This window comes from Streptomyces sp. NPDC056224 (assembly GCF_042267665.1).
GTDB lineage: Bacteria > Actinomycetota > Actinomycetes > Streptomycetales > Streptomycetaceae > Streptomyces.
Window position 1 is genome coordinate 1 of record NZ_JBHJTK010000005.1, and the last position, 22,038, is coordinate 22,038.

Sequence of the window (22,038 nt, forward strand, 5' to 3'; positions counted from 1 at the left end):
GCCGTGAGTACGGCCGGGCGGTCTGCGGCGGTACGGCGGGCGGTTGCGGCCCTCAGGGCTCGCGCGTGTAGTAGCGGTAGAACGCCACTGCGCCGATGCCCACGCCGGAGAAGAGGCCGATGACGGTGGAGCTGAACACGCTGGCACCGGTGAGGCTGTGCAGGTAGCCGACGGCGATGCCCGCGAAGGCTCCGTACGCGGTGGCGTGGACCTCGCGCATGAGGCGCGGACCGACACGGTTGAGACCGAACATGCAGGCGGCGAAGAGCGCGCCGCACAGGATCCCGTAGAAGACGTTGCCCGCGTCCACCGGGCCCGTGTCGCGCTTGATGAAGGCGGCCCAGACTCCGTAGACGAGTCCGAGGAGCAGGGCGCGGATGAGGGCGTTCCTGCCGGAATGGTCGACGGCCGCCGACCCGCGGTAGGGGTGCCGCCGAAGGGCGGTGGGTGCCGCATGTGCCATGACGGGCTCCTCTCTCCCATCCTCCAGGGCACACCCGCGGACCCGGACCGGCAAGTGGATCACGGCCCGGTCCGGCCGCGCCGGCGCCAGGTTGACGCAGCCGTGCAGCGCCCACCCGACGCCCTCGCCCCTCTTCACTCTTCATCCTCCGGACGCCGGATATCCGGATCAGAACCCGCACGGGTGATACCCGCACCCGCCCGCAGCAACGGGGCTCGCGCGGGTGCCCCGCTTCGGCATTCCCTGGTGACGTGCGCACCATCCTGTCGGCGGTCCTCATCGCGCTCGCGGCCCTCCTCGTGCCCGCGAGCGCCGTCGCGTACTGGGCCGAGCACGAGCTGGGCGACGCCGACCGCTACACCGCCGTCATGTCCCCGCTCGCCGCGGCCCCCGCCGTACAGGGCCTCGTCGTCACCCAGGCCGGCCGCGCCCTCTCCGGGCAGATCGACGCGGGCCCCTTCCAGGGCGACCTGGACGCCCTGCTCGGTGAGGCCCTGAGCTCCTTTGCCGGCACCCCGGCCTACCGCACCGCCTGGGACGCGGCCAACCGCGCCGCCCACGCCGCCTTCCTGAAGGCGCTCACCACCGGCCACGGCAACGCCGTCACCATCGACCTCGCGCCCGTCATCGCACAGGTCAAAGGGGAACTCGTCGCCGACGGCGTGCCCTTCGCCGACCGCATCCCGGTGACCCACGTCTCCGTGGAGGTCATGGAGTACGACAACCTCGGCGCTCTCCGGAAGGGATTCCGCATGCTCCAGATCGCCGGCATCTGGCTTCCCGTACTGACCGTGGTCCTGGCCGCGACGGCCGTCGCGGTCGCCGTCCACCGCCGGCGCGCCGTCATCGCCACCGGTCTCGGGCTCGCGGCCGGGGCCGTCCTCCTGTGGATCGCCGTGGACCTGTGCCGCCGGCTCACCCTGGACGACCTGCCGGCCGACATCGACCGCGCGGCCGCCGGAGCGGTGTACGACGCACTCACCGCGTTCCTGCGCACCAGCGCCTGGATCGTCCTGGCGATCGGGCTCGCCGCCGCGCTGGGCGCCTGGGTGACCGGCCGACTGCGCCGCACCCCATAAGCTCGGAAGGTACCAACGCACACAGAACGACGCAGAAGAGACCGGAAGAACCGATTCGCGAGCGGCGGCACGGAAGCGGAATGAGCACCGAACGCACCGACCACATACCGTCCGGGCGAGACCGGCACCGTCCGCTGGCTCCACCCGCCTGGCTGCTGAACGGACTGCGGCCGAGCACCGCGCCGATCCCCTGGGCCGCGGTGGTGCGCTCGGCGGTCGCACTGTCCGTCCCCCTCGCCGTGGGATTCGCCCTGGACGAGCCCGAGTACGGTGCGCTCGTCTCCATGGGCGCCCTCTCCGGAGTCATCGGCGACACCGCCGACGCCTACCGGATGCGGATCCTGAACATCGCCGTACCGCAGCTCTTCGGCGCCGTGGGGGTCGCACTGGGCACCCTGGTCTTCGGACACGGCTGGCTGGCCGTCGGCGCCCTCACCCTCATCGCCCTGGTCTCCGGGATGATCTCCTCCATCGGCACGGTCGCCTCCGTGTCCGGGCTGCTGCTCCTGCTCAACGCCGTGATCGGGGCCGGTCTGCCGCTGCCGCAGCCCTGGTGGACGGCGCCCCTGCTGATGTGCGCGGGCGGACTGTTCGTCCTCGCCCTGACCCTGCTGGGCTGGCCACTGCGCGGCCGTCAGCCGGAGCGCGACGCGGTCGCCGCCACCTACCGCGCCCTGGCCGACACCCTGCAGGCCGCCGGCGGACCGGACTACGCGGAGCACCGCCAGCAGCTCACCCAGGCCCTGAACCAGGCCTACGACCTGGTTCTGGGCCGACGGGCCCGGCTCCACGGCCACAGCCCCGCGCTGGTGCGGCTGCTGACACAGCTCAACGTGGTGATCCCGCTGGTGGAGGCCGCGCCGGCCGCACACCTGCGCGGCCGGCCGCTGCCGCCCGAGATCCCCGCGGCCGTCCGGGACCTGGCGGCCGCCGTCGAGGAGGGGCGCACCGGAACACCCGTACTGGAACTGCCCGCCCCTCACACACCGGCCGAACGGGCCGTCGACTCGGCCCTGCGGCACGCGGCGAGCCACGTGTTCCTCGCCGAACCGGACCCCTACGTCCTCGACGACCGGCTCGGCCGGCCCGCCGCCCTGCACGTCCGGGCCCGGCGCGCGGTGCGCGACATGATGCTGTCCAGGGCCTCCTGGCGGTACGGGCTGCGGCTCGCGCTGTGCATCGGGCTCGCGCAGTCCCTCGTCTCGCTCATCGAGGTCGAGCGCTCCTACTGGGTCGCGCTGACCGTCACCTTCGTCCTCAAGCCCGACTTCGGCTCGGTGTTCTCCCGGGCCGTGCTGCGCGCGCTGGGCACCGCGGCCGGGCTGGTCATCGCGGCGGCCGTGCTGGCCGAGGTGCCGCGCGGCTGGTGGGACGTACCGGTGATGATGGTCCTGGCCGCCCTGATCCCCGCCTTCTCCGCCAAGGGGTACGCCTTCCAGACCGCGGCGATCACCCCGGTCATCCTCCTCCTCTCGGACCTGCTCAACCACCAGGGATTCGACCTGATCCGCCCCCGGCTGGTGGACAGCCTGATCGGCTGCGCCATCGCCCTCGTCGCGGGCTACCTGCTGTGGCCCGAGAGCTGGCACACGCGCATCGGCGACCGGCTCGCCGACACCGTGGACGACGCCGCCCGGTACGTGGAGCGGGCGTTCGGCGCCCATCCGCCGACGGAGGCGGGCCTGCGTAAGACCCGCACGGCCCGCCTCCAGGCGCGGCGCCGGATCTACCGCGACCTGTCGGACGTGCGCAGCGAGTTCCAGCGGGCGCTGACCGAACCGCCCCCGACGGGCACCCGGGCCGCCGCGTGGTGGCCCCTGGTCGTCGCCGTCGAACGCATCGTGGACGCGACCACCGCCGCCCGCGTCCGCGTCGACCACGGCGCCCGACCCCCGGAGCCCGCCGAGGTCGACGGAATCACCCTCCGGCTCCGCGCCCTGGCCGGGGCCGTCCGCAGCACCACCACCCCGGTCCGCTCCGAACCGGAACCGACGGACGACGAGTCGGGCGTCCTGTTCTCGCTCCACCAGGAACTGGCGGCGGCCCGCGCCATCACCGACCCGCGCGGCTGACCCGGCCCCGCCCGGCCCCCGAATGGCCCAGTGGCCGGGCCGGAGGCACCCCGGCGGGAGAGCATCGGTACATGCACCGCGCGCTGGCCGCCATACCGGTCCTCGCCGCCGTTCTGGCGGTGACGGCCGGATGCGCCGACGTGGAGGGACTGCAGAGCGACGGTGACCTCGGCACGGTGCACGCCCCCCGCACCCTGTGGCAGGACATCCGCCCCGGCCCGCCCGACCCCGGACAGCAGCCGGGCACGGCCGCCCCGGTGCCCGGCCCCAAGGTCCCGGACAAGAACAAGGGCATGCGCGGCGTCGACGCGCTCGCCGTCGTACGCGCCGACATCACCGCCGACCTCACCCAGGACGGCGGCACCGGCCGCCTCGTCGACCCCCGGGCGGCACAACGGCTCGCGCTCTGCACACGGGCCGGGGACGGCGGCCCCCGCTGCCCGGTGCGCCCCGGCGTCCTGCACGACCTGACGGGCGACGGCAAGGACGAGCTGATCACCGCCCTGGACATCGACGGCCGCGTCAGCGAGCTGCGCGTCTACACGGCCCGCGACGACGGCTCCGTCGCCCGGATCCTGGCCCGGCGCGGGGTGCTGGAGGGCGTGGAGGTGGCCGCCGAGCACCTGGCGGTACGCGAGCCCACCTCGAACCCGAAGTACGTCGCCGTCTCCGACTACGTGTGGGACCCCGGGACCGGGCTGATGAGTCTTTCGCAGCTCACCCTCGACGAGTGCCCGACGCTCACGCAGACACCGCTGCGCGGGAGCGGATCGCGATGCGCGCGCTGAGCAGCCTGCGCTGGAAGATCGCCCTGACCACCACCATGGTGTGCTGCATGGTCGCCGCCGCGCTGGGGATCCTGGTCCACAACGTCGTCGCCCGGCAGATCGTCGGGGAGGTCCGCAAGGAGGCGTACGGGGACTTGGACCACGCCCTCGGCCACTACGAGTACGGCACCGCGCACGGCGATGTGGCCGCCGTCCTGGACCCGCCCGACCTGCCGGAGCGACTGCGTGAGCTGGTCGCCCGCGGGGACACCGGAAGCATGGTCGGCGAGCACGGGGCCAAGCCCGTCATGTGGGCCGCCGGACCCGCCGACGACCATGCCCTCGCGGTCTGGCTCCCGTACGAGAGCACCCGTGACCGGCTGCGGGACATCGACGCGGCGATCCTCGCCTCCTCGCTGCTCGCGGCCGGAGTGGTCGCACTGGCCGGCCTGTTCCTCGCCAACCGGATCAGCCGGCGGCTCACGACCACGGCCGCCGTGGCGCGCCGGATCAGCGCCGGGGACCTGGACGCCCGGGTGGACTTCCCCGCCGACGGGGACGCCCGCGCCAAGGACGACGCGGACGGTCCGCGGCAGGCCCGCTCCCGGGACGAAGTGCGGGACGTGGCACAGGCGCTGGACTCGATGGCCGGGTCGCTCCAGGGCCGGCTGGAGGCGGAGAAGCGCTTCACGGCGGATGTCGCGCACGAGCTGCGCACCCCGCTCACGGGCTCACTGGCCGCGGCGGCGCTGCTGCCGGAGGGGCGCCCCAAGGAAATGATCAACGACCGGCTGAAGGCCCTGCACCTGCTCACCGAGGACCTGCTGGAGATCTCCCGGCTGGACTCCGGCGTGGAACGGGCGGAGCTCGACCGGGTGGAGCTGGGCCGGGCCGTGCGGCGGGCCGTCGCCGCGACCGGCCTGGACGCCTCCGTACGGGTGCTCCGGGACACGGTGGTGCTCACCGACCGGCGCCGCCTGGACCGGATCCTGGCCAACCTGCTGGTCAACTCCCACAAGCACGGCGGGCCGCCGGTCGAGGTGATCGTCGAGGGCCCGGTGGTGGTGATCCGCGACCACGGGCCCGGCTATCCGCCCGAGCTGATCGAGCAGGGGCCGCAGCGGTTCCGCACGGGGGACCCGGGGCGCGGCCGGGGCCACGGGCTGGGGCTGACGATCGTGGCCGGGCAGGCGGCGGTCCTGGAGATCACGCTCGACTTCGCCAACGCCCCGGACGGGGGCGCGGTGACCACGCTCCGGCTTCCCGTCGGGCGTCTGACGGACGGGAGTTGACCAACGCCAGGGCATGCGCGAGGGGATGTTTCACGTGAAACATCCCCTCGCGCTCCCCTCAACTGTGCGTGCTCATCGACCGGGTCAGACGCCGATGTTCTTGCCGTCCTTGCGCCAGACGGAGACGACCGCCGGGCGGACGATCTTGCCCGGGCCGTCGGGCCACACGGACTGCGGCTTCTCGACCGAGGCGCCGTCGATCTCGCCCGGGTGCTGCACGGACACCAGGACGCGCTTGTCCTGGATGAGCGGGCCGCAGGTCTCGGCGCCGCGCGGGACGGTCAGGAACTGCTTCAGCTCACCGCGGCGGTCACCGGCGGTCGCCACACCGAACAGGCCGTCGTGGGAGCCGAGCTGGTTGCCGTCCGTGGAGATCCACAGGTTGCCGTGCGGGTCGAAGGCCACGTTGTCCGGGCAGGAGATCGGGCTGACCTTGTCCTTCGGGAAGCCCGCGAAGTAGGTCGCCGGGTCGTTCGGGTCACCGGCGACCAGGAAGAGGCGCCAGGCGAAGCCGTCGCCGGCCGGGTCGTCGAAGTTCTCGGCGAGCTCCAGGATCTGGCCGTGCTTGTTCAGGTTGCGCGGGTTGGCCTCGTCCGCGCCCGCCTTGCCGGCCTTGCCGCGGTCGGTGTTGTTGGTCAGCGCGATGTAGACACGACCGGTGCGCGGGGACGGCTCGACGTCCTCGGGGCGGTCCATCTTGGTCGCGCCCACCTTGTCGGCGGCCTGACGCGTGAAGACGTAGACCTCCTCGGCGGTCATGCCCTCGACGTGCGAGACGTTGCCGGTGGCGAGCTTGATCCAGACGCCGGAGCCGTCGAACTCGCCGTCGGCGGGCAGCTTGCCGGAGCCGTCGATCGCGTCGGCCGGGGAATCACCGGTCAGCTTGGCGACGTAGAGGGTGCCCTCGTCGAGCAGCGTGAGGTTGTGCTCCTTCGCCGCGCGCGAGTTGCCCTTCTTCATCTGCTTCGACGAGACGAACTTGTAGAAGTAGTCGAAGCGCTCGTCGTCGCCCATGTAGACGACCGGACGGCCGTCCTCGGTCAGGCGGGGCTGCGCGGCCTCGTGCTTGAAGCGGCCGAGCGCGGTGCGCTTGCGCGGGGTGGAGTGCGGGTCGTACGGGTCGAGCTCGACGACCCAGCCGAAGCGGTGGGACTCGTTGGGCTCCTGCGCGACGTCGAAGCGCTTGTCGAACCGCTCCCACTTGCGCTCGGTGGCACCGGCGGTCACGCCGTAGCGCTTCAGGCGGGCGGCCTGGGCGGGGTCGGTGACCTGGCCGGCGTTGCCGAAGTACTGGTTGAAGTTCTCCTCGCCGTGGAGGGTGGTGCCCCACGGGGTGGTGCCGCCGGCGCAGTTGTTGAGGGTGCCGAGCACCTTGGTGCCGGTGGCGTCGGCCGACGTCTTCAGCAGGGCGCTGCCCGCTGCCGGGCCGGTCAGCTTGAACTCGCTGGTGGCGGTCAGGCGGCGGTTGAGCTGGTGGCGGGTGACTGCGGTCAGCTTGCCGCTGCGGTGGTCCTCCTGGACGACGACCACGGACAGGCCGTGCGCGGCCCAGGCGATCTCGACCTGCTCGCGGGTCGGGTTGGCCGGGTCGTACCCCTTGAACATGAGGTTCTCGTCCGTGTACTCGTGGTTGGCCACGAGCAGCTGCTGGCGCTCGTAGTCGCCGCCGAGCGGGAGAAGGCTCAGGAAGTCGTTGTTGTAGCCGAACTGACCGGCCTGCGCGGCGGCGGTCTGCTTGTCGGCGTTGAAGCCCGGGGCACCCTTGAGGATCGGCTCGCCCCAGCGGATGACCACGTTCTGGTCGTGGCCCTCGGGGACCGTGACCTTGTCGTCGGTGTTCGGGGCGACGGCCTTGAAGCGCAGGCCGCGGGCGGCCTCGCCGCTCTTGGAGGCACCGGCGGCCCCGGCCTCGCCGACGGGCGCGGCGAGGGCGCTCTGGCCGGGGCCGCTGAGGGCGATGGCGCTGCCCGCGGCGGTGGCGACGGTCACGACGGCGGCGGTGCGCAGCATCGAGCGGCGGGAGTACGCGCGGGCTATGACATCGCCGGCGTACTCGTTGTCGCTGGTGTTCGGCACCTCGTGGAAGCAGGCGTCGCCACAGCGGTAGCGGCAGGTGAGAGCGGAACGGCCGCTCCCATGCGGGTTGCCGATGAGCGGCAGGAGCTTGCGCACGAATGTCCTCCGGGTAGCTGCGTGGGCGCCGACAACGTGTCGGAACGATCCAGCGGTGACGCTAGGCGGGAGGTGCGCCGAAGCGGCGGCGCGGGGATGAACGGTCGGTGAACCCAGCACGTCGGAGCGGGAGTTCGGGAAGGGGGTGAGCGCGTCCGGAAACCGGACACCACGAAAGGTGCCCCTCCCGAAGATCCAGCCGGGCGGCCGATAACCTTACGTGTCCACTCTGGGCAGGGATCATCCGCGCAGCACGGACAAACGACGCACGCACTCATGCGAAAGGCCTGGCCCATGGGTATTCGGAGCTTGTTGCGCAAGGTGTTCGGACGGTCCGCGGAACCCGTTCCGGAGACTTCGGACACCCCCTCGGCGAACCTCCCGAGCCAGACAGAACGCACCCCGCTGGACGTGGCGGCCGAGCTGGTGGCCGCGTCCTTCGACAACCCCACCGTTCCGCCGCAGTCCGCACCGCGGGACCGCGAGCCGGGAACGGTCCTCACGGCCCCGGCCCCGGACCCGTCGCCCGCGTCCGCGCCGTCGGCGGACGCCACGGTGCCGGAGGCCCGCCGCCCCGTTCCTCCGTCGGTACAGCAGGGCCCCACCGGGCCGGTGGCGCCCGAAGCCGAGGCCGAGCCGGCCGAGGCGGACGTTCCGGCGCCGGAGGCGGACCCCGAGCCGGTCGGCGAGGCCGTCGTGCCGCAGGCACAGCCGGAAGCCGACGCCGACGCCGACGCCGAAACCGCACCGGAGCCGGCAGCCGCCGAGGCAGCCGCCCCGGAGACGGAGCCGGTCGCCGCCGAAGCCACCGCACCCGAGGCGGAGCCGGAGCCGGTCACCGCCGAGGCCGTCGCCCCCGAAGCGGAGGCCGAACCCGAGCCGGCCGCCGCCGAGCCCGAGCCGGTCACCGCCGAAGCCGTCGCCCCCGAAGCGGAGGCCGAACCCGAGCCGGCCGCCGCCGAGGCCGAGCCCGAGCCGGCCGCCGCCGAAGCCGCCGCACCTGAGGCGGAGCCCGAGCCGGTCGCTGCCGAAGCCGTCGCCCCCGAAGCCGAGGCTGAACCCGAGCCGGTCGCCGTCGAGGCCGCCGCACCAGCACCGGAGGCAGAGCCCCTCGCCGCCGAGGCCGGTCCCGAGCCGGTCGTCGAAGCCGAGGAGGCCGAGGAGGCAGGGCCCGCGCACGCGGCAGCCGCGGTGCGCAAGCGGGCTCCCGGGGTCGCCGGGGCCTACAAGGCCGCCGGGCAGGTGCTCCGGGGCAAGGGCAAGGCCGGGGCGCGCGCCAAGGTGTACCTCGTCCTGGACCGGTCCGGATCGATGCGCGGGTTCTACAAGGACGGCAGCGCCCAGTACCTCGCCGACCACGCCCTCGCCCTGGCCGCGCACCTCGACGACCAGGCCACGGTCCACACCGTCTTCTTCTCCACCGAACTGGACGGCACCGCCGACCTGGCCCTCGACGGCCACGACGAGGGCTGGGTCGAGGCCCGCCACGCCGAGCTCGGCCGGATGGGCCGCACCAGCTACCACGTCGCCGTCGAGGCCGTCGTCGAGCACTACCGCAAGGACGGTGGCGAGGGCCCGGCCCTCGTCGTCTTCCAGACCGACGGCGCCCCCGACAACCGGCAGCCCGCCAAGGCGGCCCTGGCCGAGGCGGCCACCACCGCCCCCGGCATCCACTGGCAGTTCGTCGCCTTCGGCGACCACGACGCGAAGGCCTTCGACTTCCTGCGCAAGCTGGACGCCGAGAACGCCGGCTTCTTCCACGCCGGCCCCGCCCCGCGCGAGCTGACCTCCGCCGCCCTCCTCAAGGGCATCCTCGACCGGTTCTAGTAGGTCCGGGGAGACCCGGGAAGGTCCGGGAAGGTTCAGGTACGACGGAAGGGCCCGGGATCCAAGGATCCCGGGCCCTTCCTCGATCAGCGCGTCGCGTTACCGCGCGGCGTCCGGGTGGACGGCCTCGGCGATCGGCTTGGCCTCCGCCGGCTTCGCCTCGACCGGCTTGCGCAGCGCGATGTTCAGCTCACGCAGGCGGGACTCCTCCAGGACGGTGGGCGCGCCCATCATCAGGTCCTGCGCGTTGCCGTTCAGCGGGAAGGCGATGGTCTCGCGGATGTTCGGCTCGTCGGCCAGCAGCATCACGATGCGGTCCACGCCCGGGGCGATGCCACCATGCGGCGGGGCGCCGAGACGGAAGGCGCGCAGCATGCCGGCGAACTCGCGCTCGACGGTCTCGGCCTCGTAGCCCGCAATCTCGAAGGCCTTCAGCATGACCTCGGGCTCGTGGTTGCGGATGGCGCCGGAGGACAGCTCGATGCCGTTGCAGACGATGTCGTACTGCCACGCCAGGATGTCGAGCGGGTCCTTCTCCTCCAGGTCCTTCATCCCGCCCTGCGGCATGGAGAAGGGGTTGTGGGAGAAGTCGATCCGGCCGGTGTCCTCGTCCTTCTCGTACATCGGGAAGTCGACGATCCAGCAGAAGCGGAAGACGTTCTCCTCGAACTGGCCGGCGCGCTTGGCGGCCTCGACCCGGACCGGGCCCATGATCTTGGAGACCTCGTCGAAGTCGCCCGCGCCGAAGAACACGGCGTGGCCGGGGACCAGGCCCAGGCGCTCGGTGAGGACCTTGACGTTCTCCTCGGTGAGGAACTTGGCGATCGGGCCGCTCAGGGCGCCGTCCTCGCCGACGCGGACCCAGGCCAGGCCCTTGGCGCCCAGCGAGATCGCGTACTCGCCGAGGCCGTCGAAGAACTTGCGCGGCTGCGCGGCGGTGTCCGGGACGGCCAGGGCGCGCACGTGCTTGCCGGCGAAGGCCTTGAACTCCGAGGCCTCGAACACGTCGGTGATGTCGACGAGCTCCAGCTTGGCGCGCAGGTCGGGCTTGTCGTTGCCGTACTTCAGCATCGACTCGCGGAACGGGATCCGCGGGAAGGGGGAGGTGACCTCGCGGCCGTTGCCGAACTCGGTGAAGAGCTCGGTCATCAGGCGCTCGATCGGCTGGAAGACGTCCTCCTGCTCGACGAAGGACATCTCCACGTCGAGCTGGTAGAACTCGCCCGGCGAACGGTCGGCGCGGGCGTCCTCGTCGCGGAAGCACGGCGCGATCTGGAAGTACCGGTCGAAGCCGGAGATCATCAGCAGCTGCTTGAACTGCTGCGGGGCCTGCGGCAGGGCGTAGAACCTGCCCGGGTTCAGACGGGACGGCACCACGAAGTCACGGGCGCCCTCGGGGGAGGTCGCGGTGAGGATCGGGGTCGCCATCTCGTTGAAGCCGAGGGCCACCATCTTGTGCCGGATGGCCGCGATGACGGCCGAGCGCAGCATGATGTTGCGGTGCATGCGCTCACGGCGCAGGTCGAGGAAGCGGTACTCCAGGCGCCGCTCCTCGTTCACACCGTCGTCGGTGTTGATGGTGAAGGGCAGCGGGGCGGCCGCGCCGAGCACCTCGACCTCGGCGACCTCGATCTCGATCTCGCCGGTGGGGAGCTCGGGGTTGACGTTGTCCGCGCCACGGGAGACGACCTTGCCGTCGATGCGGACGACGGTCTCCTTGGTGACGCTGCTCAGCGCCTCGTTCGCGGCGGTGCCGGGACGGGCCACGAGCTGCGTGATGCCGTAGTGGTCACGCAGATCGATGAAGAGGATGCCGCCCAGGTCTCGACGGTTGTGCAGCCAGCCGCTCAGCCGGACGTCGGCGTTGACGTCAGAGGCGCGGAGCTCGCCGCAGGTGTGGGACCTGTACCGATGCATCAGTCATCCAGTTCTTCGCGATACCAGGGTGGATTCAACCGTCACAAGGTTACCGTCCGGGCGGCGGCCGGGTCGGGCACGCCCGCCGGGCCCCGCGCAAGAGCCCACCGGGGCCCGGTGAACAGGCACGTGAGAGTGATGACCTGTAAAGATGGCCGGGTGCGCACCGAGGACGTCCTGGCCGCCATCGCGACCGGCCTGTGGCGATGGGACAACGCCTCCGGGACGGTCACACTCGACACCGAGGCCGCCCGGCTCCTCGGGCTGCCCGCCGAGCCCGTGGTGCTGCCCGAGGTCGCCGTGCGGTCGCGGTTCCACCCGGTGGACTGGAACGAGATCAACGGCATCGTGAACCTGGCCGTCGCCGAGGGCACGCTCGCCGAGGCCAGGCTGCGGATCATGGACGAGGACGGGCGGGTCCTGCGCACCGTACGCAGCCGCTCCAAACCGGTCGAGAACCGCGACCCGGACGGCCGCGTCGACTACGAGCTGATCGGCACCATCCAGGAGATCGCCGAGCCGCAGCCCGGCACCACCGCCGCGCACACCCCGATCACCGGCGACTGGCGGCGCTCCCGCGAGGCCTTCCTGCTGGACGCGGGCCGGGCGCTGGCGGAGGCCCGCTCCACGGCGGAGGTGCTGCGGGTCGCGGCCTCGCTGTCCATGCCCGGCTTCAACCCGGACGGTCTCGCCGTCTTCGGCGTGGCCGGGGACCGGCTGTCGATCATCGGGCACCACGGGCACGGTCCGGGGGACGAGGGGCCCTTCACGGACATGACGCTGGAGACGGACTATCCGGCCGCGGAGGTCGTCCGCTCCGGCCGGGCCATCTACCTGCCCAGCCCCGAGGACTACAAGCGGCGCTTCCCGGCCACCTGGCCGCTCGCCCAGCGCTTCGACCGGGAGTCCTGGGCGTTCCTGCCCCTGATCGTGGCCGGACGGACCATGGGCGCCTGGATGGCCGCCTTCAAGCACCCGGTGTCCTTCTCCCCCGACGAACGGTCCGTGCTGACCACCGTGGCCCGGATGCTCGCGCAGGCCCTCCAGCGCGCAGGGGTGGCCGAATCCGAGCGGGAACTCACCACCGGCCTGCAGCGGTCGATGATGCCGCAGCTCGGCCCCGAGATCCCCGGCATGCAGATCGCCGCCCGGTACGTCCCGACCGGCGGCGGGCTGCAGGTCGGCGGCGACTGGTACGACATGATCCCGCTGCCCTCGGGACGGTTCGCGCTGGTCATCGGCGACGTGCAGGGCCACGACGTGCGCGCGGCCGGACTGATGGGCCAGCTGCGGATCGCCGTACGGGCGTACGCCTCCGAGGGCCACCGCCCCGACGCGGTGCTCTCCCGCGCCTCCCGCTTCCTGGCCGGGCTGTGCTCCTCGCAGGAGTCCGATTCCGCCGAGGACCCGGACCTCGGCGGAGGCGCCGACCCGGACTTCCAGAGCCCGCGGTTCGCGACCTGCCTGTACGTGGAGTGCGACCCGCGGACCGGAGTGCTGGAGGTGGCCCGCGCAGGCCATCCCGACCCCGCGATCCGGATGACGGACGGCACCGTCCTGGTGCGCCCCACGGCGGGCGGCCTGCCCCTCGGGATCGTCCCGGACACCGACTATCCGACCACCCGGTTCACCCTGGAACCCGGCGAGACGATGATGCTGTGCACCGACGGGCTCATCGAGACCGGCGGGCACGACCTGGACACCGGCTGGGCCCGGCTGCGCGCGATCCTGGAGACCGAGGCGGACCTCGCCGCAGGCCACCTCGAAAAGCTGGCCGACCTGCTGGTCCAGGCCGTTCACGGACCGTCCTCGCACCACACCACCGGCCCGCTGGCCGACCGCCGCGAGGACGACATAGCGGTGGTGCTGCTGTGCCGCGAGGGCGGCGGGTGCGGCTGCGGCTCCCCGCAGCTCCACCCCGGCCGGCCGGCCCGTCGCACGATGCTGACCGTGGCCCAGGCCGAACCGGAGCAGATCGCGGGCGCCCGCCGCCAGATCCGCGAGCTGCTGCACGACTGGGCCGACCCCGAGCAGGTGGACTCGGTGGTGCTCATGGTCTCCGAGATGGTGACGAACGTACTGGTGCACACCGACGGCGACGCGCTCCTGGTCGCGGAGGCGGCGGGCGAGCTGGGCGGGCGTCGGCTGCGCGTCGAGGTCGCGGACGCCAGCGACGAGCTCCCGCACAAGCGGCACCCCGGCGAGATGGCCTCCAGCGGCCGCGGCGTGCTGCTGATGGAGATGCTGGCCGACACCTGGGGCGTGGACCCGCAGGGCGAGGGCAAGTCGATCTGGTTCGAACTGCGCGAGCAGTCGAAGCCGGACGCGGAACCGGTGCGCTGAGCCCGGCACCGGGGGCGGGCTGACGGACCGTGATTGGATACAGCGGTGTCCGATCCCCTCCTGCCTGCGCCCGTACGGCGCGTCGCCGCCTGGTGCGCCGTCGCCCTGCTCGTGGCCGCGGTCCTCGCCGTCGGCGTATGGCTGTGCATCGTCTTCCAGACCGCCGTCACACCCGTCCTGCTGGCCGTGCTCGGCACGGCCCTGCTCGGACCGATGCACCGGCGCCTGGTCCGCGCGGGAATGAACCGCTCGCTCGCCGCGGCCCTGACCTGCCTCGCCGTGGTCGCCGTCACCGGCGGGGCCACGTACGTCGTCGTCCTCGCGCTCATCGAGACCGGCGATCAGATCATCGACGCCCTGCGGCGGGCCGGCGAGGCCCTCGCCGAGCACGTCGGGGCGGTGGGCACCTCGCTGGAGGACATCACCGCGAACTCCAAGGAGCTGCTCACGAAGTTCGGCGGCACCGCCGCGTCGGGCGTGGTCACCGGGCTCAGCGTGGTCGGCTCGGTGCTCGCGATGGCCCTGCTCTCGCTGGTGCTGATCTTCTTCTTCCTCCGCGACTCCCACCGGGCCGCGGGGGCGCTGCGCTCGCTGGTGCCGAGCCGGTCGGGCGACCTGATGGAGGCCATGGGGCGGCACGCCTTCGCGGCCGTCGAGGGCTTCATGCGCGGGACCACCTTCGTGGCCCTGGTCGACGCCGTGCTGATCGGGGCGGGCCTGCTGGTCCTCGGCGTGCCGGGCGCCCTGGGGCTGGCCTCCCTGGTCTTCGTGACCGCCTACATCCCCTACCTGGGGGCCATCCTGTCGGGCGCCGTGGCGGTCCTCGTCGCCTTCGCCGACCGGGGCTGGGTCATCGGCCTGTGGGCGCTCGGTCTGGTGCTGGCGGTGCAGATGCTCGAGGGGTACGTGCTCCAGCCCCTGGTGCAGAGCCGCACGGTGCAGATGCACCCGGCCGTGGTGATGCTGGCCATCACCGCCGGGGCGAGCATCGCCGGGATCCTGGGAATGCTGCTGGCGGTACCGCTGACCGCGGCCTTCTTCGGGGTGGTCTCGGAACTGCGGGCCCGGTACGGCGATGCGCCGCGGCCCGGGCCCGTGGATCCCGCCTGACGGATCCCGCCCGGCGGGACGTCCTGCCCGGCGGGACGTCCTGCCTGCCGGGAGCACGTCCGGGCCGGTCAGTCCTCCGCGTCGCCGGCGCCGCGGTGGCCGAGGCCCGTGCGGGCGGTGGTGGGGATGCGCCCCAGCCGGCCGGCCTGGAAGTCGTCGAAGGCCTGCTGGAGTTCGTGCTTGCTGTTCATGACGAACGGACCGTAGTGCGCCATCGGTTCCCGGATCGGACGGCCGCCGAGGAGCACGACCTCCAGGTCCGGGGCGTTCGAGTCCTGGGCCTCGTCCGCCCGCACCGTGAGCGATCCGCCCTCGCCGAAGACGGCCGTCTGCCCGGTGTGGACGGGCCGGCGGTCCTCGCCGACCGACCCGCGCCCGGCCAGCACGTACGCCAGCGCGTTGAAGTCCTCGCGCCACGGCAGGGTGATCTGCGCGCCCGGGGTGACGGTCGCGTGGATCATCGTGATCGGGGTGTGGGTGATGCCCGGGCCCTGGTGTCCGTCGAGCTCACCGGCGATCACGCGGAGCAGGGCGCCGCCGTCCGGGGTGGACAGCAGCTGGACCTGGCCGCCGCCGATGTCCTGGTAGCGCGGGGGCATCATCTTGTCGGAGGCCGGGAGGTTCACCCACAGCTGGAGGCCGTGGAACAGCCCGCCGCTGACGACGAGGGATTCCGGCGGAGCCTCGATGTGGAGCAGGCCCGAACCGGCGGTCATCCACTGCGTGTCACCGCCGTTGATGACGCCGCCGCCGCCGTTGCTGTCCTGATGGACGAACGTTCCGTCGATCAGGTACGTGACGGTCTCGAAGCCGCGGTGCGGGTGCCACGGGGTGCCCTTGGGCTCGCCCGGGGCGTACTCCACCTCGCCCATCTGGTCCATCATGATGAACGGGTCGAGGTACTGGTAGTTGATCCCCGCGAACGCGCGGCGCACCGGGAATCCCTCACCCTCGAAACCACCGGGAGCGGTGGTGACGGCCAGCACCTTGCGCGGAACGACGGCCTGCGGCCGGGCCACGCGCGGAAGCGTCAACGGGTTCTCAACAGTCACTGCGGGCATGGTCAGGACCTCCTTCTGCGTCGAGTTTAGTTGAAACTCGAACTTTCTGCCACACCCCACAGAACAGAGCGGGCCCCGGGGGAATTCCCCCGGGGCCTGCGGGTGGTCCGACCTGCGGTTACGGCGAGACGATCACCGAGTTGACCGGCGTGAGGTTCCGCCACTCCCACTGGTCCAGGGGCATGGACTCACACGTACCGGTGCCGCCGTAGCCCGTGCACAGCTTGAACTTCCAGTTCTGGGTCTGGTTGTTGATGACCCAGTGGTAGTTCTCCTGGTTGCTGAGGTTGTAGGTGCCGGCCCGGTCCCACTTCTGGGACACGGTGGTCGAGTTCCAGCCTTCGGTGTAGATGCACGCGAAACCGGACGGGCACCCCAGGATCTCGTAATCCGACGCCTGGGCCGGCCCCGCCGCCAGGACCCCCGTGCCCAGCGCCAGCATCCCGGCCGCCGCGACCACGGCGAGCTTCGTGCGGATCGACGTACCAACCATCACTGCCTCCTCGTATGTGAGGCGGGGGACCCCCCGTGGATTCCCCCGCAGCACTGATGGTCGGGAGCCGCGGCCCCCCGCCGCGATCCTTTCGGGCCTGCCCGAAAGGATCAGAGACCGCCGCTGTGGAGCAGGTCCACGCCCAGGCCGGTGGCCGAGTGGAGGACCGCCTTGCCGTCGCGCTGGGTGGTGATCAGGCCGGCCGCGCGCAGGGTGCGGGTGTGTTCGGAGACCGAGGGGAGGCTGATGTCGAGGTCCCTGGCCAGTTCGCTGGTCGTGCGCTGCTGGATCAGCAGCTGGAGCACCGCCGCCCGGGTCCGGCCCAGCAGCGCGTCCAGCGCCCCCTCCGCCGGGCCCGGTCCGACCAGCGGCAGCGGGGTCAGCGCCGGGTACAACAGCAGGCGCCTGCCGTCCGGACCCTCCGGGCCCTCCGCGAGCAGCGGACGCCCCGTCCAGAACGGCGAGGGCATCAGCAGCAGGCCACGGCCGCCGAGGGTGGTCGCGTAGTCCGGCGGCAGCCCGACCTCGAAGACCGAGCCCGTCCAGTCGGCCTGCGGATGCGTGCTGGCCAGGCACGCCTTGATGCCGTGGGCGGCCAGCAGCCGGGTGCGCCAGGCCACGTCCGCCTGGAAGGACTGCCGGATCCGCGGCCAGTTCGGGGCGACGACCACCTCGTACGCGGACCGGATCGCGCTGTCGAGCTGACCCCACGCCTCGCGGTCCTGGCCCCACAGCGCGCGCAGCCAGGACGCACCGCCGGGGGCCCGGGCGGCGGTGCGGCCCAGTTCGCCGGTGGTGAGCAGCGGGCCCGCGTCCCGTACGGCCACCAGCCCCTCGTCCAGGGTGCGCGAGTACGGCTCGACGAACTGCGGGTTGTCACCGTCCGGCCGCACCAGGTCCAGCAGCGGGCGCACCCGGCCCGGTAACTCCCGGGCGACGTGGCCCCGCCAGCGGCCGAAAACCGCCTGCTCGTCGGTGCGCTGCCAGGCGACGAGCGCCATGGCCAGCTCCACCAGCGGGAGCGGCTCGCTCGCGAAGGTGACGTTGAGCAGGTCCTCGGTGGTGAACTGCACCCTCAGCAACGAGCCCCCCGTCAGGCGTCGGCTAGCCGTCTGCGCAGCAACGGCGTCTAGCCGTACATGCGGCGCATCGCGAAGTCGACCATCTGCTCGACCGCCTTCGCGTCGAAGACCATCCGGTGGTCGCCCTCCATGTCGAGGACGAAGCCGTACCCGGTCGGCAGCAGGTCGATGACCTCCGCGCCGGTGATCACGAAGTACTTGGACTCCTTGCCGGCGTACCGGCGCAGCTCCTTGAGCGTGGTGAACATCGGGATGACCGGCTGCTGCGTGTTGTGCAGCGCCAGGAAGCCCGGGGTCTCGCCGCGCGGGCAGTAGACCTTCGAGGTGGCGAAGATCTGCTGGAAGTCCTCGGCCGACAGCGACCCGGTGGTGAAGGCGCGTACCGCGTCCGCGAGGGACGGCGGGGACGGCTCCGGGTACAGCGGCGGCGCCTGCTGCGCGTAGCCCTGCGGGGGCTGCTGCGCATACTGCTGCTGGGCACCCGGGTTCTGGTCGTAGCCGTACATGCGGCCCACCCTACCGAGCGACCGGCACCGAACCGGCCGGTACGGGCCAGTCCCTCCGGGGGCGGGCGGAGGGGGTCGGCCTCAGGCGGGAATTTCCGCGGCCTTCAGCGCCCGCACGAACGGCACCCACGCACCGGCCGTGACGATCACTGCGGGCCCGTGCGGCCTCTTCGAGTCGCGGACGGGAACGATCCCGACCAGGCCGTCCGCGACCTCGACGCAGTTGCCTCCATCGCCGTTGCTGTAGCTGCTCTTGCGCCAGCGGGCGGCACCGGGGAATGCCTCGGCGACCTCGACGCAGTCTCCGCCGCTGCCGTTGCTGTAGCTGCTCTTGCGCCAGCGGGCGGACGCCAAGTCAATGTCGGTGCTTGCCATGTCGGAAGTCCTCTGCAGCTGCGTCGATCATCGCCAGGGACGCCTCAGGTGACAGCGCGGCAGCCCTGAGCAGATCGTACGACCTGCGGTAGTCCTTCACGAGGGCCGGATAGTCGATGAGCTGACCGCTGTGCAGACCCTCCGTATACACGACGGGCGGCGCATCGGGGAAGGTCATGGTCTTGGTCATGCCCATCATCATGGGATGGGCAGCCGCCGTTTCCGGAAGGAGCTGCAAAACGCTCTGCGTGGACCGCACCACATGCGCGATCCGATCCAACTGGTCCGCCATTTCCTCATGGGGCAGCAGCGGTCTGCGGATCAGCAACTCGTTGAGGATCACCCAGAACGCCGGACGGTCCTCGCGGTCCCACAGCTTTGCCCGCTCCATACGGGCGTGGACCTGCTTCTCCACGACCGCAGGTCGCAGCCATGGCAGCGTGGTACGCGAAACCGCCGTGGCGTATGCGGCTGTCTGGAGAAGCCCCGGCACCAGCATCGGCGCCCATTCCTCGATCGTCTCGGCGTACGGCTCCATTTCCGCGACGTCCGCGAAGTACTCCGCGTGCCCGGACTGCTTCGCCCGCCGCGCATCTTCACAACGGCGCTCGAAAAAGCCGTCCGTCCCCAGCTTCGCGTCCACGTGCCGGGCCAGATCCGGTGGCATCCGGCGTTCGCCGCGCTCGATCTGGCTCAGGAACGGCACACCCCTGAAGCTGCCGTCCGCCAGCTGCTCCAGCGTGAACCCGGCAGCCTCCCGCTTGTAGCGCAGCTCGGCGCCGTAGAAGGAGGGGACATTCGCCGACGCGTCGGTGTCCTTACGAGGGGGCACAACCCACCACCGCCATTTGCCACTTGCCCTGCGTAACCGGAAACCCTTCCACGCTACTCCGGGTCACGGCAGCCTGTGAGCAGTTCGTCACACTCCGCACAGGAATGGCTGCTTCTCATGAGCGACCACGCAGGCAACCGTCTCGCCATCGAGGCCCTGGCCGAGCTCCGCGCCGCACTCGCCGCGCACGGCATCACGCTGCCCTCCCTCGACCTGCACCTCCCCTCCTACGCCAGCAGCCACCGCACGCCGCCCCTCATCACTCTCGGCAACTGCAACCCGGCCACCGCCCGGCTCCTCGCCGCCGCCCTGGGCGACCGGTGAACGCCCTCACCATCCGGCTGCTCGCCGTCCCCGGGGCCGTACCCCTCCTCCGCCACGCCGTGCGCGAGCACCTCGGCGACGGCGCCTGCCCCGACGCGGAGCTCTGCGTCAGCGAGCTGCTGACCAACGCGATCACCCACCTCGGCGAAGGCACGCCCGTCACCCTGCGGATCACCGGAAGGGCAACCCGTACGCGGGTCGAGCTCACCGATCCCGAGCCGCGGGTGTGGCCCGTACCGCGGCAGGCGGCCGACGGCGACGAGTCCGGGCGGGGCCTCGTCCTGCTCGACGCGGTGGCGCTCCGGTGGGGCGTCGTCCGGGGCCCGGACACCAAGACCGTCTGGTGCGAGCTTTGACGCTGGTCACATTGCGCGCCAAGGGTTGCGCCTTATTACCCACGGGTAGCATCATTACGTTACCGATTGGTATGTACGAGGAACCTGTCTCCCCGAGCCTTAACGGAGCCGTCGCCATGGGGCACTACAAGTCGAATCTCCGCGACATCGAGTTCAACCTCTTCGAGGTGCTCGGCCGCGACAAGCTGTACGGCACCGGTCCCTTCGAGGAGATGGACACCGAGACCGCCAAGAGCGTCCTGTCGGAGCTCACCCGCCTCGCCGAGAACGAGCTGGCCGAGTCCTTCACGGACGCCGACCGCAACCCGCCGGTCTTCGACCCGGCCACCAACACCGCGCCGGTCCCGGCCTCGTTCAAGAAGAGCTACGAAGCCTTCATGGAATCCGAGTACTGGCGCCTGGGCCTGCCCGAGGAGATCGGCGGCACCACCTCGCCCCGCTCCCTCATCTGGGCCTACGCGGAGCTGCTGCTCGGCTCGAACCCGGCCATCTGGATGTACTCCTCCGGCCCGGCGTTCGCCGGCATCCTCTTCGAAGAGGGCAACGAGGCGCAGAAGAAGGTCGCGCAGATAGCCGTCGAGAAGCGCTGGGGCTCCACCATGGTCCTCACCGAGCCGGACGCCGGCTCGGACGTCGGCGCCGGCCGCACCAAGGCGGTCCAGCAGGCCGACGGCTCCTGGCACATCGAGGGCGTGAAGCGCTTCATCACCTCCGGTGAGCACGACATGGAGGAGAACATCCTCCACTACGTCCTCGCCCGCCCCGAGGGCCACGGCCCGGGCACCAAGGGCCTGTCCCTCTTCCTCGTCCCGAAGTTCCACTTCGACTGGGAGACCGGCGAGCTGGGCGAGCGCAACGGCGTCTACGCGACGAACGTCGAGCACAAGATGGGCCTCAAGGCCTCCAACACGTGCGAGATGACCTTCGGCGACCAGCACCCCGCCAAGGGCTGGCTGATCGGCGACAAGCACGACGGCATCCGCCAGATGTTCATGATCATCGAGTTCGCCCGGATGATGGTCGGCACGAAGGCCATCGCCACCCTCTCCACCGGCTACCTCAACGCGCTGGAGTACGCCAAGGAGCGCGTGCAGGGCCCGGACCTCGCGAACTTCATGGACAAGACCGCGCCCAAGGTCACCATCACGCACCACCCCGACGTGCGCCGCTCGCTCATGACGCAGAAGGCGTACGCCGAGGGCATGCGCGCCCTCGTCCTGTACACCGCCTCCGTCCAGGACACCATCCAGCTCAAGCAGGCCGCGGGCGAGGACGCCTCCGTCGAGATCGGCCTGAACGACCTGCTCCTGCCGATCGTGAAGGGCTACGGCTCGGAGAAGTCGTACGAGCAGCTCGCGCAGTCCCTGCAGACCTTCGGCGGCTCCGGTTACCTGCAGGAGTACCCGATCGAGCAGTACATCCGCGACGCCAAGATCGACACCCTCTACGAGGGCACCACGGCCATCCAGGGCCAGGACTTCTTCTTCCGGAAGATCGTCCGCGACCAGGGCGCCTCCCTGAACGTCCTCTCCGAGACGATCAAGAAGTTCCTGGCCGAGGCCGTCGGCGGCGAGGAGCTGGCCGGCGCCCGCGACGCGCTCGCCAAGGCCGCCGTGGACCTGGAGGCCATCGTCGGCCAGATGATCGTCGACCTCACCGCCACCGGCGAGGACGTCAAGAACATCTACAAGGTCGGCCAGAACACCACCCGCCTGCTGATGGCCTCCGGCGACGTGGTCGTCGGATACCTGCTGCTCAAGGGCGCGGCCGTGGCCGCCGAGAAGCTCGCCACCGCCTCCGCCAAGGACGTGCCGTTCTACACCGGCAAGATCGCCGCCGCGAAGTTCTTCGCGGCGCAGGTCCTGCCGGGCGTCTCGGTCCAGCGCCAGCTGGCCGAGGTCGTCGACAACTCCCTCATGGAGCTCGACGAGGCCGCGTTCTAGCCCGCACCCCGCACCGAACGTCCA

19 protein-coding genes are annotated in these 22,038 nt (G+C 71.7%); 10 read left to right on the forward strand and 9 right to left on the reverse strand.

Going from position 1 to position 22,038, the window contains the following annotated elements:
* Positions 1-52: 52 nt before the first annotated feature.
* On the reverse strand, positions 53-463 hold the full coding sequence (locus ACFCZ1_RS08910; RefSeq protein ID WP_376677714.1) for a hypothetical protein: 411 nt from the start codon (positions 461-463) through the stop codon (positions 53-55).
* 251 nt (positions 464-714) lie between these two features.
* On the opposite strand from ACFCZ1_RS08910, the gene ACFCZ1_RS08915 reads away from it, so the two are divergent.
* From ACFCZ1_RS08915 to ACFCZ1_RS08930, 4 genes are all read left to right on the forward strand, one after another.
* Positions 715-1,542 carry a hypothetical protein gene (locus ACFCZ1_RS08915; RefSeq protein ID WP_376677715.1) on the forward strand — a complete coding sequence of 276 codons (828 nt, stop codon included), beginning with the start codon at positions 715-717 and terminating at the stop codon, positions 1,540-1,542.
* 80 nt (positions 1,543-1,622) lie between these two features.
* Complete coding sequence (locus ACFCZ1_RS08920) at positions 1,623-3,614, forward strand: FUSC family protein (RefSeq protein WP_376677716.1); 1,992 nt, start codon at positions 1,623-1,625, stop codon at positions 3,612-3,614.
* A 71-nt stretch (positions 3,615-3,685) separates the two neighbouring features.
* Positions 3,686-4,402, forward strand: a complete 717-nt coding sequence (locus tag ACFCZ1_RS08925; protein ID WP_376677717.1) for a hypothetical protein — start codon at positions 3,686-3,688, stop codon at positions 4,400-4,402.
* Positions 4,390-5,673 carry a sensor histidine kinase gene (locus ACFCZ1_RS08930; RefSeq protein WP_376677969.1) on the forward strand — a complete coding sequence of 428 codons (1,284 nt, stop codon included), beginning with the start codon at positions 4,390-4,392 and terminating at the stop codon, positions 5,671-5,673. Before ACFCZ1_RS08925 ends, ACFCZ1_RS08930 begins: the two co-directional genes overlap by 13 nt.
* A gap of 84 nt (positions 5,674-5,757) precedes the next feature.
* Here ACFCZ1_RS08930 and ACFCZ1_RS08935 read toward each other — a convergent pair whose 3' ends face one another.
* The gene (locus ACFCZ1_RS08935; RefSeq protein ID WP_376677718.1) at positions 5,758-7,845 is read right to left on the reverse strand and encodes a PhoX family phosphatase; all 2,088 of its coding nucleotides are present in this window, start codon (positions 7,843-7,845) and stop codon (positions 5,758-5,760) included.
* A 294-nt stretch (positions 7,846-8,139) separates the two neighbouring features.
* On the opposite strand from ACFCZ1_RS08935, the gene ACFCZ1_RS08940 reads away from it, so the two are divergent.
* Positions 8,140-9,672, forward strand: coding sequence for a VWA domain-containing protein (locus tag ACFCZ1_RS08940; protein WP_376677719.1), 1,533 nt, complete (start codon positions 8,140-8,142; stop codon positions 9,670-9,672).
* A gap of 99 nt (positions 9,673-9,771) precedes the next feature.
* Here the strand turns inward: ACFCZ1_RS08940 and aspS are convergent, their stop codons facing one another.
* On the reverse strand, positions 9,772-11,589 hold the full coding sequence (gene aspS, locus ACFCZ1_RS08945; RefSeq protein ID WP_376677720.1) for an aspartate--tRNA ligase: 1,818 nt from the start codon (positions 11,587-11,589) through the stop codon (positions 9,772-9,774).
* Positions 11,590-11,748: 159 nt separating this feature from the next.
* On the opposite strand from aspS, the gene ACFCZ1_RS08950 reads away from it, so the two are divergent.
* Both ACFCZ1_RS08950 and ACFCZ1_RS08955 read left to right on the forward strand, forming a co-directional pair.
* Positions 11,749-13,932 carry a SpoIIE family protein phosphatase gene (locus ACFCZ1_RS08950; RefSeq protein WP_376677721.1) on the forward strand — a complete coding sequence of 728 codons (2,184 nt, stop codon included), beginning with the start codon at positions 11,749-11,751 and terminating at the stop codon, positions 13,930-13,932.
* A 45-nt stretch (positions 13,933-13,977) separates the two neighbouring features.
* The gene (locus tag ACFCZ1_RS08955; RefSeq protein WP_376677722.1) at positions 13,978-15,042 is read left to right on the forward strand and encodes an AI-2E family transporter; all 1,065 of its coding nucleotides are present in this window, start codon (positions 13,978-13,980) and stop codon (positions 15,040-15,042) included.
* A 68-nt stretch (positions 15,043-15,110) separates the two neighbouring features.
* Here ACFCZ1_RS08955 and ACFCZ1_RS08960 read toward each other — a convergent pair whose 3' ends face one another.
* The 6 genes from ACFCZ1_RS08960 to ACFCZ1_RS08985 form a co-directional block, all read right to left on the reverse strand.
* The gene (locus ACFCZ1_RS08960) at positions 15,111-16,103 is read right to left on the reverse strand and encodes a pirin family protein (protein ID WP_376677723.1); all 993 of its coding nucleotides are present in this window, start codon (positions 16,101-16,103) and stop codon (positions 15,111-15,113) included.
* A 118-nt stretch (positions 16,104-16,221) separates the two neighbouring features.
* Positions 16,222-16,596 carry a hypothetical protein gene (locus ACFCZ1_RS08965; RefSeq protein WP_376677724.1) on the reverse strand — a complete coding sequence of 125 codons (375 nt, stop codon included), beginning with the start codon at positions 16,594-16,596 and terminating at the stop codon, positions 16,222-16,224.
* Positions 16,597-16,706: 110 nt separating this feature from the next.
* Entirely contained in the window at positions 16,707-17,669 is a 963-nt protein-coding gene (locus ACFCZ1_RS08970; protein WP_376677725.1) for an ArsR/SmtB family transcription factor, read from the reverse strand.
* A 56-nt stretch (positions 17,670-17,725) separates the two neighbouring features.
* Positions 17,726-18,184, reverse strand: a complete 459-nt coding sequence (locus tag ACFCZ1_RS08975; RefSeq protein WP_356871053.1) for an SseB family protein — start codon at positions 18,182-18,184, stop codon at positions 17,726-17,728.
* Positions 18,185-18,265: 81 nt separating this feature from the next.
* Positions 18,266-18,559: a DUF397 domain-containing protein gene (locus tag ACFCZ1_RS08980; RefSeq protein WP_376677726.1), complete on the reverse strand. Its 294-nt coding sequence runs from the start codon at positions 18,557-18,559 to the stop codon at positions 18,266-18,268.
* The gene (locus ACFCZ1_RS08985; protein WP_376677727.1) at positions 18,540-19,391 is read right to left on the reverse strand and encodes a helix-turn-helix domain-containing protein; all 852 of its coding nucleotides are present in this window, start codon (positions 19,389-19,391) and stop codon (positions 18,540-18,542) included. Before ACFCZ1_RS08985 ends, ACFCZ1_RS08980 begins: the two co-directional genes overlap by 20 nt.
* 117 nt (positions 19,392-19,508) lie before the next feature.
* Between ACFCZ1_RS08985 and ACFCZ1_RS08990 the strand changes: the two genes are divergently transcribed.
* From ACFCZ1_RS08990 to ACFCZ1_RS09000, 3 genes are all read left to right on the forward strand, one after another.
* Positions 19,509-19,715, forward strand: coding sequence for a hypothetical protein (locus ACFCZ1_RS08990; protein ID WP_376677728.1), 207 nt, complete (start codon positions 19,509-19,511; stop codon positions 19,713-19,715).
* Positions 19,712-20,071: an ATP-binding protein gene (locus ACFCZ1_RS08995; protein WP_376677729.1), complete on the forward strand. Its 360-nt coding sequence runs from the start codon at positions 19,712-19,714 to the stop codon at positions 20,069-20,071. Before ACFCZ1_RS08990 ends, ACFCZ1_RS08995 begins: the two co-directional genes overlap by 4 nt.
* 116 nt (positions 20,072-20,187) lie before the next feature.
* Positions 20,188-22,014 carry an acyl-CoA dehydrogenase gene (locus tag ACFCZ1_RS09000; RefSeq protein WP_376677970.1) on the forward strand — a complete coding sequence of 609 codons (1,827 nt, stop codon included), beginning with the start codon at positions 20,188-20,190 and terminating at the stop codon, positions 22,012-22,014.
* Positions 22,015-22,038: the final 24 nt, after the last annotated feature.